Genomic DNA, 19,139 nt, shown 5'->3' on the forward strand with positions numbered 1-19,139 from the left:
CGGGCAGGTAATCTTTGCTTAAACCGACATCCAAAGATCATGTTTGCCTCACAATTAAACAAATTAAGTTTACTTTTTCTGTTTAAATTAGATGTTACTATATACTATCACTTGATTAATAAGTAGTGGTAAACTAAAATATCATGTAAATTATTTATAGTTTACATGGGGGTATTGATCTGACTGGTGATATAATTGAAAAAAGCCGACGCTCAGCTAAAGCTGTTCATTTCAGCGATATTTATTGTACTGCTTATGATTATTCCCGCCTCGGCGGGGACTATTCTTCCTGATACTATCGGAACGGATTCGTTAAGCTCTTTCTGCCTTAATGTGGCAAACAACGGAGGTGCGAGTGCCAATATATATGACGACGGTACCTATGCGATGTGTTTCAAAGAGTCAAGTCAAAATGGTTTAACTTTTGAGACCGGCGATTCCATCGATACCGACGAAATCGGTGAGAGCATTTCCGGGAGTTCGACAAGTGGGAGTTTCTACCTGAATTTCTATGGTAGTGAGGGGGGTGTCCAGAAGGTCATCCTGATGGTTGCCGTAAACGGTACGATCCAGGATAACTTCAGCGCTCATTTCGAAGCGACCGGTTATAATGTCGGATATAACAGTACCAGCCTTTACGGAGATCTTCATAGTCTTACAACTTCCGATATCTCGTATGAGACTGGGGTCAGTGAATCCTTCGAAAAAGACGATTTCACCTACGGTCCGCAGGTAACGAGACCGCCGGAGACGACCGCGATCTACAACGGACAGGATACCGGCAACACAGAAGAGAATTTCAGTGTCATGTTCGTCGATACGGGTCTGGGAATTCTCGGTAACAAGATTGGGGACTATACCAGTATCGCAAATTCGGGTCTTAACAACGCCGGGAAACTGAAAGTAGATTACCAGGTAGAGAATCTCGGTGAATCGATGATGGTCGTCGACGCATACGGGTGGATCTATTCGGGCTCTGATGATCCTTCCAGTCCTAACCCAAGCATATCCTGGACCAACATCGGCACTGACGGCGAGTTGAAAATTCTAAATCAGACTTCGGCCTCTGTTGAACCGGTGGTTTCTTTTACGTCAAATGTGACAAGCGGTGATGCTCCTTTATCGGTTCAGTTCAACGACACTTCGTCCGGCTCACCGACATCGTGGTCATGGGATTTCGGCGACGGTTCTTCTTCAACGGAGCAAAATGCAACCCATACTTACAGCGGTGCCGGAACATACTCGGTAAACCTGACCGCAACGAATTCAGGCGGAATCAGCAACTCTACTGTAGTCTCTGATTATATTACAGTCAGTATTTCGCCCGGTTCGCTTCTTGCTGATTCTGCATGGCCCGAATTTGGCTATGATTCAAACAACAGTGGTCAATCACCTTATGACGGACCACAGACTGCGACGCTTAAGTGGGGTCCAGTCTCTCTAGGAATAATGACTTATTTAGGAGGGGTCGCAATAGGATCTGATGGGGTATTATATGTTCCAACGCAATCTGGCCTTTTTGCATTAGATCCTGACACTCATGAGACAAAATGGTGTTTTTCCCCCGGTCCTCAGATAGACAGTATACCTGCGATAAGTTCCGATGGAACGATCTATGTCGGAGCAGTAGGTGGTTATTTATATGCGCTAAGTTCTGAAGGGTCAGAAATCTGGAATATGACCGAAGCCGGGAACTATATTACATCTCCTGCAATCGGACCGAACGGGATCATATATTCCGCATACAAATCTAATTTCAATGCCATATATCCTGATGGAACTATAAAATGGAATACTACTCTTGGAGCAAGTGTATCATATAACTCTCCTGCCATAGGTTCCGACGGAACGATCTATGTTGGATCTGATGATAAAAATCTATATGCGATAAACCCTGACGATGGATCTGTAAAATGGAATTATTCTACCGGGGATAAAATTAGGACTTCCCCGGCTATCGGTTTGGATGGTACAATATATGTCGGAAGTTCTGATGGTGCTCTTTATGCAATAAATCCAGATAAGACTGTTAAGTGGATATATGATGCTAATAATAATTATGGGGCAGATTTCAAGTATTGTTCTCCTGTTATTGGACCTGATGGAACAATCTATATTGGATCTTATGGTGACAGTTTATTATTTGCAATAAATCCTGATGGAACTGAAAAATGGACTTTGGATACTGAAAAATACGTAAAGTCTATAACTATAGGGAATGACGGTACGATTTATTTTGGAAGTTATACTTCAGCTAGCACAACGTCATCATTCATCTATGCAGTAAATCCTGACAAAAGTATTAAATGGAAATTGCCTCTTGCAGATAATTGGTATAGTTCACCGACTATTGATTCTGACGGGACGCTTTACATAGGTAGTTATGCTAATGGCAATCTTTATGCTATTGAAAACGTTGTGGACTTTACCACCACAGACAACACCTTTGGAGCAGGTTCGCTGACCGTACAGTTCAGCGGCTTTTCCAGCAGGACTGTGTCGTCATCATCATGGTATTGGGAGTTCGGTGACGGAACGAATTACACCGGGCAGAATCCCCCTGCACATACATATTTCTCCGACGGATCGTATACCGTCAACCTGACTATAACCGACCAGGATTCCGGTGAGGCGTTCACCGCATCGAAACCCGGGTATGTCATGGTTTATGCAGCACCAGAGGCTAATTTCAGCGCAGATGTAACTTCCGGTCAGGTTCCGATGACCGTCAGTTTCACAGACACCTCGTTAAATACCCCGGCCGAATGGCTGTGGGACTTCGGCGATATTGGTATTGGAAATACGTCTGAATTACAGAACCCGACTCATACGTATCTTTCTTCAGGTGAATATACTGTAAAGTTATATGTCAAAAACCCGGCAGGCAGTGATACCTTTAGTAGTACCATCAGTGTAGTCGCACAGGCGACCCCGGTTGTTGAATTCGAAGCTTCTGTTACAGAAGGACAGGCTCCGCTTGATGTGACCTTCACCGATCTATCCGAAAATTCACCTTTTCTCTCATGGGAATGGGACCTCAACGGCGATGGGGTCATAGACAGTACCGACCAGAACACAACGCATACCTATGATGTCTATGGAATCTACAACGTCAGCCTGACGGTAACGAACTATGGCGGTAACAGCAATGTAACAAAAACGATAATTGTAGGAAAACAGGATCAGCCGGTCGCCGCGTTTGAGGCGAATAAAACGGTCGGAATGCCGCCGCTTTCAGTGTCCTTTACCGACAATTCAACGGGCTATAATATCACAAGCTGGCATTGGGATTTCGGTAACGGGAACACTTCGGCCGAGCAGAATCCTGTTTATATATTTGAATCTGAAGGGAATTATTCCGTATCCCTGAACGTAACGAATGACGGTGGCAGCAATGTAACCCTCAGCCGGATTGTGGTGAGGGATATGCTCACCCCGGTAGCGAACTTCACCGTTAACAGGACATATGGCATGTCTCCGCTACCGATCAAGTTCATCGATGATTCGGAATTTGAACCAATTTCATGGGAGTGGGATTTCGGCGATGGTACTAGTTCCACTGAACAGAATCCTGTACATACCTATACAAAGAACGGTAATTTCACCGTTACGCTGAAAGCAACGAATGATGCGGGCAGCGATACGATTACAAAGACTGACTACATTAAGTCCAGTTATACAAATGCACGACCGCTTCCTTTGAATCAGTCCCTTAACCTGTATGTTGCAAATGATGAGGGTGTAAAGTATAATATAGAGAATGGAGTTACCAACGAAGCAAAGGGTTATCAGGACTATGTATTCGTAAACAACACATACTTCATGCTCTATACGGAATCCGTAGGGGGAGTTAATGCACTTCATGTATCAAACGATCCGTCTGTAAAATATGGCCAGGTCACGAAGACAACCAACGGTTCAGGTGAATTCTGGATTACACATACCGGCGGTCAGCCGAACATGCATGACGGGGTACTGCTCCTTGCAGTGAACGGGACGATCCCCGACGATTTCAGCGTGCATATCCGCTCGAGCGGCTACGACTTTGAACCACCTATGGCCAGTGGACTTAATGACAACAATATCGGACCGCTCACATATGTCAAGGGAGCAGTGAACCAGACCTTTACAAGGGAAGACTTCATCTACGGTCCACAGAACTGGAGACCGCATCGTTTCGGGGCATATAATGTATTCCAGGGTCAGGACATGAGCGATACGTCGAATACATTCGAGTTGATGTTTATTGACCTGGATGTGGGATGCACGCAGACGGTATCCGATGGTTACATAAAGGTCGAATATGAATTCAATAATCTGACGACATTTGCAGTCTTCAATGCATACGGGTGGTATAATGCCTCGAACCACGGAACCGGTTTTGTCATGTCATCCACCGGCACCGAATATCAGGTCTTCGGAACTACCGAACCGCCTGTTGTAGGATTTGATGTAAGTACCATGATTGGAACAGCTCTTGAACCGGTGCAGTTCAACGATACCTCCTCAGGGATGCCTTACTCATGGTACTGGGACTTCGGTGATGGTATAACCTCAACCGAACAGAATCCAGAGCATATCTATACCGAGCCGGGAGTATATACTGTGAACCTGACAGCCACAAATTATGTGGGAAGCAATACGACGAGCACGGAGATCAAACAGATCTCAGGGAAGCTTCCCGAGCCATCGTTCACTGCTGATGTAAAATCCGGTGTATCCCCGTTCGAGGTAAACTTCACCGACACCTCGACGAACTCGCCGGTGTCCTGGGAGTGGGACTTCGGTGACGGCACGACCTCGACCGAGCAGAACCCGGCTCACTGGTATGCCCCGGGCCTCTACACTGTCAGTCTCTCTGTTGGAAACAACGGCGGGAATTCAACCCATACAGAAGAGGAATATATCGTAGTCACAGGGAATTCTTCCGCTGACAGGATAGTCAACTCCGGCTTTGAGACTGGAGATAATACCGGGTGGGAATTGGGTTCATCTGCAGCAATATCAACTGCCCAGGTACATAGCGGAAATTACAGTGGTTACATAAATTATCATGGGTATGTTGATTCCGACTGTTCAATAGCACAAAATTTTGACCTCACGGATGTTTCGTCAATATCCTTCTGGGGTTATGTGACTGGCGCTATGGACGGATATCCCCAGTATTACAAGATATATATAGATGACGAACTGGTACAAACCGATAAATGCAGTGGTCCATATACATGGACTGAATATAATGTCTCTATAGAGAAATATGTCGGCGTCCATGAAGTAAAAATTGGGTATGATAATGGCGGGATTACTATTGATTCATACATCGATGATCTCTCAACAGTTACCGAAACATCTGAACCGGTCTCTCACTTCGTCGCCAAAAGCAATACTAAAGGAGAGTACCCGCTGAAAGTACAGTTCACGGATGCGTCCTCGAACTACCCGACCGAATGGGCGTGGGACTTTGACGGCGACGGAAAGATAGACAGCAAAGAACAGAGCCCGGCATATACCTTCGAAAACGTGGGCAACTACTCTGTCACCCTTACTACCAAAAACGAAAAGGGTGACTCCAGTTCCGCGAGGAAGAATTACATCACCGTCAAGGGTGTCCAGAAGCTTACAAAGGATGTGTCGATAAAGAACAACGGTACGCTCACCAACAGCAGCACTGGGAGCAAACAATATACTGTTAACCAGTCCGAAGTCCAGGTCAGCGGCAACAATATAATTGTAGATTCCGGCAGCTACACGATAACGATTAAATCCGACAAGACTCCGACGACAAACGGCGACAGTCTCGTCTCCGATGTGACCGGAATCGAGCTTGAAACCGATCCCGTTGAGGCAGTTCTCGATGAGCTCGGAAACGTCAGCGGTTCGGTCGATATCGAATTAAACGATCTACCGGAAGATTCGGGACTTGAAGTAACAATCGAGAAGGGCAACTCAGGAAGCGGAACCGCCTTCCAGATAGCCGCAAGTTCGAGCGGCCTGAACGTCGATAATGTTGCATACACGATGAATATCGTAAAGAGCAACCTGACGAACGGAAAGGAGATCAAAGAGGCAAGGATCACGATGTCAGTACCTGAGTCGTGGGTAGAGGCCAACGGCGGAATAGAATCGATAAAGATTATCCGTATAGCCGAGGACGGAAAGAAGGAGGTGCTCAATACGACCTACATCGGAACGAGTAACGGAATAATGACGTTCGAAGGATATTCGCCTAACGGTCTGTCGATGTTCGGGCTGGCTGCGACGACACAGCAACCGGAAGTAACTGCTTCTCTGGCCTCGATCCCGGCATCGGGCGGAGGCACATCTGCGATCGGAATTGACAGTGCAGAGAACCTTAAGGCCGGAGATTTGGCGACGCTTCACTTCGATGAAACGAGCATCTACGAGATGGATGTCTATGCAAAGACCGACATCCCGGTATTGTTTGTCACAGTTGAAGCCGGGATTATGCCCGAGGGAGCCGAAGCTCCGGAAGGCGACGTGTACGAGTACATTGCCTCGTTCTTATACGACACACCGGCCGAAAACGTGAGCAAATCCACGATAAGGTTCAGTATCCTCTCGGACTGGGTGGACAGCAGGCTTTCATCGCCGGATCTCCTCTCGCTGTATTATTACAGCGAAGATGAAGACGAATGGACGAAGCTCTCGACAGTCTTTGATTCCGAAGAGAACGGAGTCTGCTATTACTATGCCGATTCCGCATCACTTGGTCACCTTGCGATAGTCGCTGTGCCCGATCTCGATCAGGTGAAGTCTTTGTCTCTGCAGTCTGAAGTGACAGAACAGCCAACCCTCGCAGGGGTAGAAAAGAGTGCAGACTCTGCGACAACCGTGGCAACTCCAAAGGCGACGCCCCTTTTCGGCAGTATGATCGTCTTTGTCGTATTCGGACTTCTTTGCACAATCGCGGTTGTGAACCGCAGGTGCAGGAAGAACGACAAAAAATAATTTTCTTAACACTCTTTTAGTCTGTTTTTTGAAAAAGCCATAGATCTGATCTTAGGGTGACTTAGCCCATTTCCAAGGTATGTGTGATGCCTGAAAACCCTCGATTTGGGCTTTTTTCGGTCTTTTTTGCCGTGTTTTGGATTTGTCTCAAAAATAATCGTAATACGCCCGATTTAAAGCATTTAAACCCCTGATCGCATCGATATAACGGCACGAGAATGGCCTCTTTTTTCAGACGATGTATATATCGACTAAAGGAGAGATCGTGGATTCTGAGGCTTCTGTGTGGATGCTAAAATCGCCGGATTTTGCCGTTTTTGGGGATTATTTAAGTTTTACTGTATTATCTGACGGGATTTTAAAGTGAAATGGGACCCATAAATGGTTAGGGTGGGGGATGATTCCCCCTCCCTGTAACTCTCCCCTTCATGGCGATAGGTCGCACTCGGGACGGGCAAGCGTCCCTCCCGCTCCGGAATACTTCATTTTTGTTTTTCTCCCGGCCGAGGCTATCCAGATGGGTAGTGTCCAGGCCGGGTTATCGCGTCAGCGTAAATTTCGTAGAAATTTGCGCTCGGGCTGCCCTGAAGGGGCTTATGCTCTTTCGAAACCTGGGGCGACCTTTGGTCATATATTATACAATAGCAGAAAGAAATTGACCTCTTTGCAAGTTATTTCTTCAGATTACAGAACTCCAGTCACGCCGCATGAAATTATCCGATCAAGATACTGATCGCCAAAATGACGACTACAACAAACAATAAAATATAATCCTTCTTCTCCATCACGGGGGGCATATACATAGTCTGTTTTTTATTCAGGCCGTAGCCCCTGCATTGCATTGCGTCGGATACCTGGTCTGCCCTATTCATCACGGTCACGACCATCGGGACGAAGATCGAGAGAATCCTCACCGGCTCCCTGAACAAGAGCTCCCTGCTGAATACAAGCCCCCTCGATCTCTGTGCTGCGATGATCTCGGACGCATCGTGCGACAGGGAATTTATCGATTTCAATGCATACCCGAGGGAGAACGTGAACGATTTCGGTACTCCTGAGAGGCTGAGACTCTTGATGAACATGTTATAAGGGGTGGTCATGATGAACAGGAATGAAAAACCGCCTATTGTTATAATCCGTAGAACCATTGAAATAGCGAATATCACCGACCCGTACGATAATTCGGCGTGCAGGATCCAGAAATCTCCCGAATAAAATATAGTCCCGTAGGAATACTTCGAACTTGAAAAGAACAGGTCGGCAAGAATTGTGATAACCAGTATCGGGACGAGAATTCTCATCGAATGCATCCATTCCCTGAAGATCCCCGACGCGGCGGCAAAACAGAGAACGGTTGCCAGGAAGATCCCGATAATAAGAGGATCTCCGGAGAGAAGAGAACCGATGCTGACTATGACCAGGGCGAGAAGTTTCGTCCTGGGATCTAGTGCATGGACGAAGGAATCTCCGGGGATATACGAGATCCCCCACCTGAATTTACTGCGACGCCCTGTCATTCAGCCACCTGTTTTATCCGAATCACGGGATATTCGCCCGTTCTCCATCACCAGAACTCTCTCCGGGCGGAGAGTCGAGGCGAATTCGAGGTCGTGGGTCATTACTATAATGCAGCCGCCCTTCATCGCCCTTCTCCTGAGCTCGGCGGCCAGTGCATCTTTGAGCCTGTTGTCGAGACCAAGTGTAGGCTCGTCGAGGACGATCACCGGGGTCTCCATAACAAGGATGCTCCCTATCGCTATCCTCTGCTTCTCCCCGGCGGAGAGCCTGAGCGGGGGCGTGTTCAGGTCGATATGGCCAAGATCAAGAGCAGACAAAACCTTCGGAACACGCCTGTTGATCTCTTCTTCAGGGACCCCAATATTCGCCGGTCCGAAGGAAAACTCTCCCGAAATACTTTCTTCGAAAAGCTGGTGGTCCGCATGCTGGGATACAAGCCCCACTTTTTTTGTAACGCTCTCTTTTCCCTGTTCCGTGACCTCTTCCCCGAATAAGCAGACACGTCCGGAGTCCGGTCTCAGGATTCCGTTCAGGTGCTTTGAAAGAGTGCTCTTTCCCGAACCGTTCGAACCGAGCAGAACCGTGATGGCGGAGTCGTAAAATGCAATGGATATATTGTCGATTGCCGGGGAGGGCGATCCCGGATACGTATAACTGGCACCAGCAAGTTCGATCGCCGGAGTAAAACCCTCCTTCCTGCCTGAAGGAGCCGGTCGGACGAACGGATAGTCGGTCCCTTTTGAAATGGGAACACTCCCTGTACCCTCCGGCGGGCCGTCGTATGTTATCCTACCCTTCTCCAGTTTCACAACCCTGCCGACCAGCCCGGACACCTGTTCCGTCCTGTGCTCTGCGAGAACGATCGTGAGATTAAACCGTCTGTTCAGGGTGTTCAGCAGCTCTCCCAGGCTCGCTGCCGACCGCGGGTCGAGACCGGAAAAGGGTTCGTCCATAACCACAATTTTGGGCTCCATCACCAGCACGGAAGCAATTGCAACCTTCTGCTTCTCGCCCCATGAAAGATCAGAGGTCTCCCTGTCAAGCAGGTTTTCGATATGCATGAGCTCGGTGATATTTCCGATCCTATTGCCGATCTCCTCCGTGGGAGTACAGATATTCTCCAGCCCGAATGCGATCTCCGATTTGACGGAGTTTGTCACGATCTGCTGGTCCGGGTTCTGGAAGACCGTTCCTACCGTCCCTGAGATCTCCGCAATCGAATGCGACCGGGTATTCATACCCGCGACAAAGACCTCACCTGAAAATTCACTTCCTCTTCTGCCGGAATTAGGTATGATGCCATTGATACACCTCAGAAGACTGGATTTCCCCGAACCCGATGCGCCGGAGACAAGCACCTTCTCGCCGTAACGGATATCGAAATTTATACTGTCGAGTGCGACCGAAGGCGCCGTATTATACCCTGGATACCTGTAGGAAAGGTTCCTGATCCTGACTGCAGGCCCTGTATCAGTCGGCATTCCTCGTAATCACTCCTGTTCTGATCAGCCTAGCAATAAGATACGCGGAGATCAGCCCTCCCAGTGCACCGAAGATCGTATGGCTTACCGATGAGATCCCCGCTTCTATTATAACCACGACAAGCGGAATCCCGATTGCAAGATTAACCGCGAAATTCACGAGCATCTTTGCAAGATTCCCTGCAATCCCTGCAAGAACAGATACGGGGGTCAGGTCCATCCTGTAACGGAAGGAGTACCCGATAATATCGGTAACCATCCCCAGTGCCGTGTACTGGAAGACATCGAAGACATGCAGTGCGCTGACCCCGAAGAAAGAAAGCAGAACTCCGGCTACAAGCCCTATATACGTCCCGCTGCCCGGTTTCTGGATTATCGCGACCCCGATAATCACAGGGATTACCATGAATATTCCGGTGTGTCCAGGGATGTGGAGAGGCATCCTGAGCGCCATAAGCATTACGAAGACCAGCCCCCCGAGAAGAGACATCAGGGCGATCTCGTTCAGTGTAAAATAATCTCTCTTGAAAAGCAACGCTCAGTCCTCTGTTGGTATAAACTGCGCATCTATCGACAGCGAGAAATCGTCCTGCTGCATCTCATCGACTGCGACAAGGAGCAGAACCTCCTCAGCTGAGCTGCCTCCGTTATGAGTTACATCGAAAACTCCCGACTGCTCGCTGGTGTAATAGATATCCCCCTTTATCGATGACGGGTCCCGTGTGATATGCAGCGACCCGAGGCCGCCTCTTGTTGGATCAAAATATACATAATAGGAATACGCTGCCGAAATTTCAGAATCATCTGACGTCACACCCGCCGGAAGGAGATAAAAGTCATTGTACTCCTCCATATCGAGTGCGGCACTCATAGAGCTCCCCGGCGAAGAATTGCCAGTCACGTATAATGCCGACGATCCGTAGCCCTCCATCCTGTTGGTCCTCCATGAGCCGTCCGAATAAGGCCCGAGGACATGAAAAGCGGCAGTCCCTGCAAGATTCTCGAACTCGTATTCCACCTGTACATAACCGGTCCTTCCCAGCAGTGGATTCCCGTCGAACGGGGGGGTTACATTGAGATCTGCAAAGAGCATGTACCATGTCGAGTCCTTCAGATCGTCGCCGGTCGCAATTAGCAGCGGTTCCTTGTAGGGCCTGTACTTCTGCGAGATATAATTGAAATCGCTCTTTTCAAAAACCTGTGAGTGCTCCGTATCTATAGCAGGCGTCATATCCTCCGGCGGATTCAGCGTCAGCCACTCCTCGGCCGAAAACTGGATTGCAAACAGTACTCCTATTACTACAATGACCAGTGCAAATCCTGCTGCGACACGTCCGGAGATTTCCATGTTATCTTCTCATATATGCCTGGTAGATCCCGTCTTCTCTCTCTTTTACAAACAGAACCGTCTTACCTGCAACAGCACTCGGTTTGGGATAGCGGTTGTCCTTCTTCTTTTTGTTCTCGCCTCCCCCCAGCCTGATGATCCCGGATGTAACCTGTCTTCCGTCGGGAAGGTATACGGAATCGACGCCGTTTGAAAGAAGCGTCTCCACATCGGTCTCTTTCATTATTGTGCGGAGACTGCCTAAGAGCAGGAACCTGCCGTCATCCTTTGTCGCGGCAAGACCGAGTCCGGCCATTGCACCGATCACCCCGTCCTCGGTCCCCCCCAGTCCTTCAAGGCGGATCCCGAGGTTCTTTGCAAGTGCCCGGGGCAGTTCCTGGTCAAGGACGGTCGTCTTCGCATCCTGGGCCATAACGATCAGCGGAGGCAGGATCTGGTCTGCATCGCCGACTGCAAGTCCCGGGTCGCTTCCTTCCAGGAACTGGTCCAGCATCGCCTGTTTTGAGATATCAAAGATCTCCCTGCATACATCAGGACCCGATGCATCGACATGAACAACCGCATTGCTGTTGTGCGAGGTGTACGGGATTCTGTCGTCTACAAAGAGCTGGTGCCTTGTTATCGCGTATGCACGGTATTTTTCCGAGACTGCAATTGCTACGTCGTGCGCAAGTCTCCCTGTTCCGCGGGAACCGGGGATGTCGGTATCGTCAAGTCCTATGTATATTGTAATTTCAGTCACCTCCGGTGTTCCCGGAATTTATTTGTTAATGATAAATGGTTGATTCGTCTGGAATCCGATAAGATACGATCTCTCATTTTTGGATAATAAACACTGTTATTATATCGCACCTTATCAAATAAATAAGTTTAATTTTGATATCTTCCTGTACTTATTATTGAAGAATGGCAGCCCATATGATCCAATTCAGAAATGGTTGACAATACAGGGGGGAGAGATGCTCATTGACCGGAACTGATGCAGTAGATATTAAAAAATGTGCGCAGAGCGTATCGGAGATCAAAACAGAGATCGGGAAATGCATAGTCGGGCAGGAGGACGTAATAGACTCCATACTGGTAACTATGATCGCGGGAGGCCATGTCCTGCTCGAAGGCGTTCCCGGGATTGCAAAGACACTCCTCGTAAATACCATCGCAAAGTGCATAGACTGTTCCTTTGCCAGGATACAGTTCACGCCCGACCTTCTCCCCGCCGATATCACGGGTACCAAGATCTACAACCTCTACAAGAGTTCGTTCGAGACACTGAAAGGCCCGGTATTTCATAACATTATCCTCGCCGACGAGATCAACAGGGCTCCGCCGAGAGTACAGTCCGCACTCCTCGAAGCCATGCAGGAGCGGCAGGTGACGATACACGGCGAGACCTGGCCGATTGAGCAGCCGTTCTTTGTACTCGCGACGCAGAACCCGATAGAGTCGGAGGGCACATATCCGCTCCCCAATGCCCAGACCGACAGGTTCATGCAGAAGATTGTAATGAATTATCCGTCTTTAAGCGACGAAAAGGAGATAATGGCGAGATACACTGGTGGAAATACGCCTGAGGTCTCGAATGTGATTGCACGTGGGCGAATCGCGGAGATACAGGAATGCCTGAACGACATTTATGCGGACGAGACCGTGATGGACTACGTATCTAAGATCGTCGATTCGACGAGGAACCCGAAGGAGTATGCTCCGGATATTGCATCAGCCATAAAGGCCGGAGCCTCCCCCAGGGCGTCCATCGGACTGATCAAGTGTGCAAAGGCACGTGCCCTGACCCTTTCGAGGGAATATATCACGCCCGACGATATCAAATCCGTCGCCCTGCCCGTATTGAGGCACAGGATTGTGCTGTCGTTTCAGGCGGAGGCCGCAGGCACGATCCCCGACGAGATAATCTCAACTCTGTTGCAGTCTGTCGATGTCCCATGAACCCCGAGATCATCGATCCATCCGCCCCTTCTGCGATAACTCCTCTTACCGTAGGCGAGGCCCTGCAAAAGGTGTCGGAGATCGAGATCGTCGTTGCAAAATTGTCCGAGGAGATCGGAACCGGCTCTCACAGGTCTGCTTTCTCGGGAACAGGTTCGGAATTCCTGGAGCTGAAGGAGTATACGTTCGGGGATGACATCCGGGCGATAGACTGGAACAGCACCGCAAGACTCTGCGAGACCTATCTCAGGGTGTTCACCGAAGATCACGACACCCCGGTCTATGTCTTAATCGACAGGAGCGCCTCCGGGACATTCGGGCGGGAGATCTCGAAGGACGAAAAGATCTTCGGGATCGCGGTTTCACTGATCTTCTCGGCCTCGGTGCGTGGAGATCCAGTGGGGATGTGCATCTTCACCGATAAGGTCGAGCTGTTCGTTCCACCCGGCAGGGGACGAAGGCATGTCTCGTACCTTGTCAGCCGGCTGATAAATTTCAGGCCGGAGTCGCAGGGAACGGACCTGGGAAATGCACTCTCGTCTCTTCTTCCGGCGATAAAAAAGAGGTCTCTCGTGGTAATCTTGTCGGACTTCGACTCCCCGTCATTCGAAAGGGAGATAGGCCTTTTATCGGCAAGGCACGAGATCAGGCCGGTATGGATCAGGGACAGATCAGAATACGAACTGGCGGACATTGGCTATCTCGTCCTTCGTGACCCGGAGACGGGAGAGGAGATGATTGTAAATACTTCAGATAGAGATTTCCGGGAGAAATTCCGGGAGGCAAATGCAGTACGGGACGGGGAGATTGGCAGGGCGCTTGGAAATTACGGGGTACGGCCCCTAGAGATCTATACGGATGACGATGATCTTTCTTCCCTCAGAATATATTTCAGGCTGTGCGGGATGGTGGCCGAATAGTGATCGTCGAATTCGAAGACCCTATCTGGCTTGCAGGACTCATCTTCATTCCACTGCTGATCCTGTACAGTCGGTACTTCTCAAAGAGAAAATTTCTCAGGGCACTTGAATTCTCGAAGCTCTCGGTGATCAAGGCCGCCCAACCCGGGAAAAAAACGGAAAGGCTCCTGAAGGTTACGTTTTCCCTCGGGCTTATGGCGATTGCATTTATCTTCATAGGTCTTGCAGGCCCCCAGTTTCCTCTCGAACAAACCAAAGAGGGTGTAAACATCGTATTTGCGCTTGACACCTCGGGCAGTATGGAGGCGGCCGATTACCAGCCGGACAGGATCACCGCTGCAAAAGAGGCAATCGGTACACTCATAAACCAGCTCGACCTGAAGGACTACGCGGGAATAATAACGTTCGACTCCGGTGCCTCGACTGCCGCCTATCTCAGTCCCGATAAACAAAGAGTAATCGAAAAACTCGGGATGATCGCCGCAAGCGACGATTCCACGGCGATAGGAGACGGCCTCGCACTTGCTGTCGATATGTCAAAGTCGATCCCGAACAGGAAAAGCGTTGTAATTCTTTTATCGGATGGTGAGTCCAACGCAGGCTATGTATCCCCGGAGACTGCTGCAGAATTTGCGAAGGAGAGCGGAGTCCAGGTGTTCACCGTTGCGATGGGCTCCTCGGAGAAGGTGCTTGTAGGATACGACTGGGCGAACAATCCCCAGTATGCAACCGTGGACGAGGAAACTCTCGAATATATTGCGGATTCTACCGGCGGGGGATTCTACAGTTCGGTGGATGAGAAAACTCTCGGTAATATATATTCGCAGCTTGACGATGCGATAGTCCATGAAAAAGAGAAGACGCCGGTGGGCTGGATTTTCTTTTTGCTCGCCGGGTTGCTGGTGATAGCAGAATACCTTATTCGCTACGGCAGGTGGCGGATTCTTCCATGAAGAAAATCCTGGGTTATGTAATATTTCTTATTGCCGCCGTCCTTTTTTTACAGCCGGTCTTAGCAGGAGAGATCATCTTTACTGCCGAAAGTCCGGTGATCTATAACTCCACGGATGAAGAGATCTCGATCGGCCTCGGTGTTGAGAACACTATCGGTGAGGATGTCTACGGGTCGTTTACCTGGACCGTGCGGGACCGGAATGATGCGGACAACACCCGGAGTTCTACGGACGCACGAGTGATATTCGCAGATGCCGTAAGAACATCTTTCGCGATTCAGCCTGCTGACGGGCATGAATATCTTGTGGATGTTGCATTCGATTACGCGGACAGCGTGAATGCAGATGATGCATATCATGTATCTCTTACCGGGATCAGAGTCATTCCCGGCACATCCGCCAACGTCCCTGACGCTTCCGTTCTCGAAAGCGTTCAGATCAGGATGGACAAAGGCTCATCGCAGCAGTCCGGTACTCAGGAGAGCGGGAGTGAGAGTGTGGGCAGTGAAGGTGTCCTGGTAAAAAAGACGGATGAGAACCTGGAATCGCTGTCAAAAATGCTTGAGGACGAGACCAATAACCTGATCGTTGAAAAGAGCCGCCTAAGGGGTGTTGTAAACGGTTCCGAAATATACCCGGTAATCGATCAGTTTCTCAACAAATCAGGTTACAATTCCGGTGTCCTTTCCATAAGCCCCGGTCTGGGGGCATATAACGACGAGTTCGAACAGGTCTATTCAGGCGAAAACGAATCCGAGATTAAAGTATCCGGGGAGATTTCGGGCGATGAAATACTCTTCACCGGTATAGAATCGGAGGGGAGAATGCCGCTTTTATACGGTGTCGAAGAGAATGCGACCTACATCTCCCTTGACAGTGAATTCTCGGGTGAGGGATATTCGGTAACTAAATCAGCGATGAATATTACCGGCAATGCATCGCAGATCGGGATCACCTATACGAAAGGCATCTTTGAAAAAGACATTGCAGTTCTGGTTTCGGACGGAGCTATAATCTCCGTGGAAGTATCTGAACCGGATTACGGAATCCATTTCATCGTCCCAGTTATTGTTATCATCCTTACGGTTGTGTGTGCGTTCGTCTTTTACAGGGTATACCTAAGACACCTTCGCAGGACGAAGCCGGGGCCGGATGACGGCGATATTCCGGGCAGAGTAGAGGCAGGTATTTCTCCCTCCGATCTACTTGCCGAAGGTTATGACAGGTACCTGTGTGGCGATCTGAAAGATGCCATAGGCATGGTGGGATGGGCTTTAAGACTGAACGTCTCTGTCACTTCGGGAGAAAATGCAAGTCTTACCAATTCTGAGGCCCTCTCGCAGCTCGAGAAGGCCGGCGATCCCGACACCGGTACATATTCGGATATTTTTTCTGTCTGCGACTCTGTCGTATACGCGAACAGGGAGCCTGAAAAAGGTGAATTCATAAGAATATACGAAACTGCGAAGCGTCTTGTCGATAAAACCGTCCGCTCCGGGAATGAAGAAATTCAGGAAGAATAAATATTGGCGTCCTGGTCCGTTTGTTCGGGTGACCGGAGAATCCCTGTAAGCTCTTCGATCTCGGACTCAGACGTTTTGTAATTCGTTACGAACCTCACAGTCTGGTCAGGGCACCTGAACGATTTGAGACTGTAGTTATCCTTTAACTTCTGGAATATTTCAGGCGAGACCTCTGCCAGAACTTTATTTGTTTCGACCTTGCAGAAAAGTTTGATCCCGGGAATCCCCGAGATCTCTTCTGCGAGTTTTTTTGCCATTTCATTTGCGTGAATTGCATTGTATCTCCAGAGTCGCTCGGTCAGCAGGCGGTTGATCCCTGAAGAAAAAGCGGATGCACCGGATGTATCGGTATTGTTTTTTTTGCAGTTCTCCCTGAACTTCTCTGCGGCATCTTTTCTGAAGATCAATACGGCCTCTCCCTCCGGAGCTCCGTTCTTTTCTCCTCCGAATGTTGTCGCATCCACTCTTGCATCCATTGTCTGCTCGCGGAATGCCTTCAGGATCTTCGCCGCCGCAAAAAAAATCCTTGAGCCGTCCATTACGACCTGCATCTCGTTTTCATGCGCACACCTGCAGATATCCGAGATCTCTTTCGGGGAGTATATCATACCATACTCGGTCGGTTGTGAGATGGAGACTACCCTGCATCTCTCTCTGTCTTTGGCCCTGGCTGATTCAAGGGACCCGGAGATTGCAGCGGGAGTGATTTTTCCGAATTCGGACTGAATTCCAAGTGGCCTGATACCTGCGATATTTTTTATTGCTGCATATCCCCTGCCGGCGACATACGAAGTATGAGAGCATAGATACAGATCGCTAGGTCTCGTCATGGATGAAAGTGCAAGTGCAAGCGCAGTATTCCTGTCCGGGACATAAAACGGACAGACATTGTAATCAAAATGTTTTCTCAGCTTGAAAAAAAGTTCGTCTTCATTCTGTATCTTTCCGATGGCGCTGCCTGTTTCCTGCTGGACTCCTGCATATTCCTCCGAACGAAATGAATGATGCCTCATGGTAACTCTTAATGCCGCCTTACTGGAGAATTATTAATACTTCACTGTGTATAATAATATTACTTCATTTTCAATAAAAGTAAATTATTTTTAAAGGTGTACTTATGAGAAAGGTAGCAGTTATCGGGGCCGGTATTACCGGGATACAGGCGGCTCTCGATCTGAGCAAACACGGTATTGAAGTGCACCTGATTGAAAAGGAGCCGTATATCGGCGGACATGTTGCGCAACTAGGGAGGATATTTCCCACCGGGGACTGGTCGGCATGCATACTCGCCTCAAAGATAAACGAGGTCCTCCGGGCTCCCGGAATAACACTCCATACAATGACAGAAGTGACCGGGCTTGAAGGCGAACCCGGCAATTTTACACTTCATCTAAGGAAACATCCGCGATTTGTCGATATAGATAAATGCACCGGTTGCTGTACCTGCTCCGATGTATGCCCTGTAGAACTGTATAACGAGTTCGATGCAGGCCTCGGGGTTCGCAAGGCAATATACAAACCTTATAACGAGGCCGCCCCGATCGCAGCGATCCGCGATTCGGATCATTGCATAAACTGCAACCTTTGCTTTGATGCCTGTCCCAACGACGCTGTTTTGAGGAACGATGAAGATGGTATAGCGGATCTCTCCATACAAGGGATCTGTTCCGTTGTTGTTTCGACAGGCTACAGGATGTACGACCCGCGAAACGAACCCAGGTATCGCTATCTTACCATGCCAGACGTCATCACCAGCCTCGAATTTGAAAGAATGATCAGCCCCGGCGGCCCGACCGGTGGAGAGGTAAGGCGGCTGTCCAACGGAAAAATCCCTAAATCCATTGTATTCGTCCAGTGTGTCGGCTCGCGCAATATTGCAGTAGGGAGAAATTTCTGCTCGGCAGTCTGCTGCATGTATACTATAAAGAATGCCGGGCTCGTCAAGGAGAAGTACGGTGATTCGATCAATGTTACAATACTCAAAGCCGAGACGCGTGCCTACGGCAAAGATTACCAGGAGTACAATCACAGGATAAAAAAGACCTATGAGATCAAGGTCTTAAGGTGCACCCCCGGTTCGATAGAATACGGGGAGGGCAACCGCATGAGAATCGTTGCCGAGAAGGTGAAGAAGGGCTTCCCTGAAACTCCCATCGTTGTCCTTGAGCCTGAACTGGTAGTTCTCGCTGTAGGGATGGCCCCGTCAAAGGATGTCGAATCAATTTCCCGGATAATGGGGTTGGATAGATCTTCTGTCGACGGTTTCTTCTGCCCGAACGAACAGGTCCTTGACCCGACCGGGACCCCAAGACCTGGCATATACATTGCTGGCACCGCCATAGCCCCGAAAGACATAAACGACTGCGTCAACCAGGCGGAGGCTGTATCTATGAAAGCGTTTGTAGATGCATATTCCGATTAGGCAGATAGATGAGAAGAAATAAGATTTCGAATTTTTCTGTCTAACTCCGGTTAACTAAATG

The 19,139-nt window shown here is 49.0% G+C and carries 12 protein-coding genes; 6 read left to right on the forward strand and 6 right to left on the reverse strand.

Annotated features, from left to right (window positions below; translation table 11 throughout):
- The first annotated feature begins 195 nt into the window (after positions 1 to 195).
- Positions 196 to 6,969, forward strand: coding sequence for a PKD domain-containing protein (locus MPET_RS15655; RefSeq protein WP_048130706.1), 6,774 nt, complete (start codon positions 196 to 198; stop codon positions 6,967 to 6,969).
- A 713-nt stretch (positions 6,970 to 7,682) separates the two neighbouring features.
- On the opposite strand, the gene MPET_RS06175 is transcribed toward MPET_RS15655, so the two are convergent.
- From MPET_RS06175 to MPET_RS06195, 5 genes are read right to left on the reverse strand one after another with little or no spacing between them, the layout of a single operon-like run.
- Positions 7,683 to 8,486 (reverse strand): energy-coupling factor transporter transmembrane component T family protein, encoded by an 804-nt coding sequence (locus MPET_RS06175; RefSeq protein WP_013329155.1) that lies wholly within the window; start codon positions 8,484 to 8,486, stop codon positions 7,683 to 7,685.
- Entirely contained in the window at positions 8,487 to 9,968 is a 1,482-nt protein-coding gene (locus MPET_RS06180; protein WP_013329156.1) for an ABC transporter ATP-binding protein, read from the reverse strand. It lies immediately after the preceding gene.
- Positions 9,958 to 10,503, reverse strand: a complete 546-nt coding sequence (locus MPET_RS06185) for an ECF transporter S component (RefSeq protein ID WP_013329157.1) — start codon at positions 10,501 to 10,503, stop codon at positions 9,958 to 9,960. The genes MPET_RS06180 and MPET_RS06185 overlap by 11 nt, the downstream gene beginning before the upstream one ends.
- Before the next feature lie 3 nt (positions 10,504 to 10,506).
- Positions 10,507 to 11,316 carry a hypothetical protein gene (locus tag MPET_RS06190; protein ID WP_013329158.1) on the reverse strand — a complete coding sequence of 270 codons (810 nt, stop codon included), beginning with the start codon at positions 11,314 to 11,316 and terminating at the stop codon, positions 10,507 to 10,509.
- Position 11,317: 1 nt separating this feature from the next.
- Positions 11,318 to 12,058 carry an ABC transporter substrate-binding protein gene (locus tag MPET_RS06195; RefSeq protein WP_013329159.1) on the reverse strand — a complete coding sequence of 247 codons (741 nt, stop codon included), beginning with the start codon at positions 12,056 to 12,058 and terminating at the stop codon, positions 11,318 to 11,320.
- A 224-nt stretch (positions 12,059 to 12,282) separates the two neighbouring features.
- Between MPET_RS06195 and MPET_RS06200 the strand changes: the two genes are divergently transcribed.
- The 4 genes from MPET_RS06200 to MPET_RS06215 are packed head-to-tail and all read left to right on the forward strand — an operon-like array spanning position 12,283 to position 16,656.
- Entirely contained in the window at positions 12,283 to 13,260 is a 978-nt protein-coding gene (locus MPET_RS06200) for an AAA family ATPase (protein WP_013329160.1), read from the forward strand.
- Positions 13,257 to 14,180, forward strand: coding sequence for a DUF58 domain-containing protein (locus MPET_RS06205; protein ID WP_013329161.1), 924 nt, complete (start codon positions 13,257 to 13,259; stop codon positions 14,178 to 14,180). The genes MPET_RS06200 and MPET_RS06205 overlap by 4 nt, the downstream gene beginning before the upstream one ends.
- Positions 14,180 to 15,133: a vWA domain-containing protein gene (locus tag MPET_RS06210; protein ID WP_013329162.1), complete on the forward strand. Its 954-nt coding sequence runs from the start codon at positions 14,180 to 14,182 to the stop codon at positions 15,131 to 15,133. Before MPET_RS06205 ends, MPET_RS06210 begins: the two co-directional genes overlap by 1 nt.
- Complete coding sequence (locus MPET_RS06215; RefSeq protein ID WP_013329163.1) at positions 15,130 to 16,656, forward strand: hypothetical protein; 1,527 nt, start codon at positions 15,130 to 15,132, stop codon at positions 16,654 to 16,656. The genes MPET_RS06210 and MPET_RS06215 overlap by 4 nt, the downstream gene beginning before the upstream one ends.
- On the opposite strand, the gene MPET_RS06220 is transcribed toward MPET_RS06215, so the two are convergent.
- Entirely contained in the window at positions 16,644 to 17,669 is a 1,026-nt protein-coding gene (locus tag MPET_RS06220) for a threonine aldolase family protein (protein ID WP_013329164.1), read from the reverse strand. The two genes, MPET_RS06215 and MPET_RS06220, sit on opposite strands and share 13 nt — an antisense overlap.
- 104 nt (positions 17,670 to 17,773) lie before the next feature.
- On the opposite strand from MPET_RS06220, the gene MPET_RS06225 reads away from it, so the two are divergent.
- On the forward strand, positions 17,774 to 19,078 hold the full coding sequence (locus tag MPET_RS06225) for a CoB--CoM heterodisulfide reductase iron-sulfur subunit A family protein (RefSeq protein WP_013329165.1): 1,305 nt from the start codon (positions 17,774 to 17,776) through the stop codon (positions 19,076 to 19,078).
- The last annotated feature ends 61 nt before the right edge of the window (positions 19,079 to 19,139 follow it).

It is taken from the genome of Methanolacinia petrolearia DSM 11571 (assembly GCF_000147875.1).
Taxonomy (GTDB): domain Archaea; phylum Halobacteriota; class Methanomicrobia; order Methanomicrobiales; family Methanomicrobiaceae; genus Methanolacinia; species Methanolacinia petrolearia.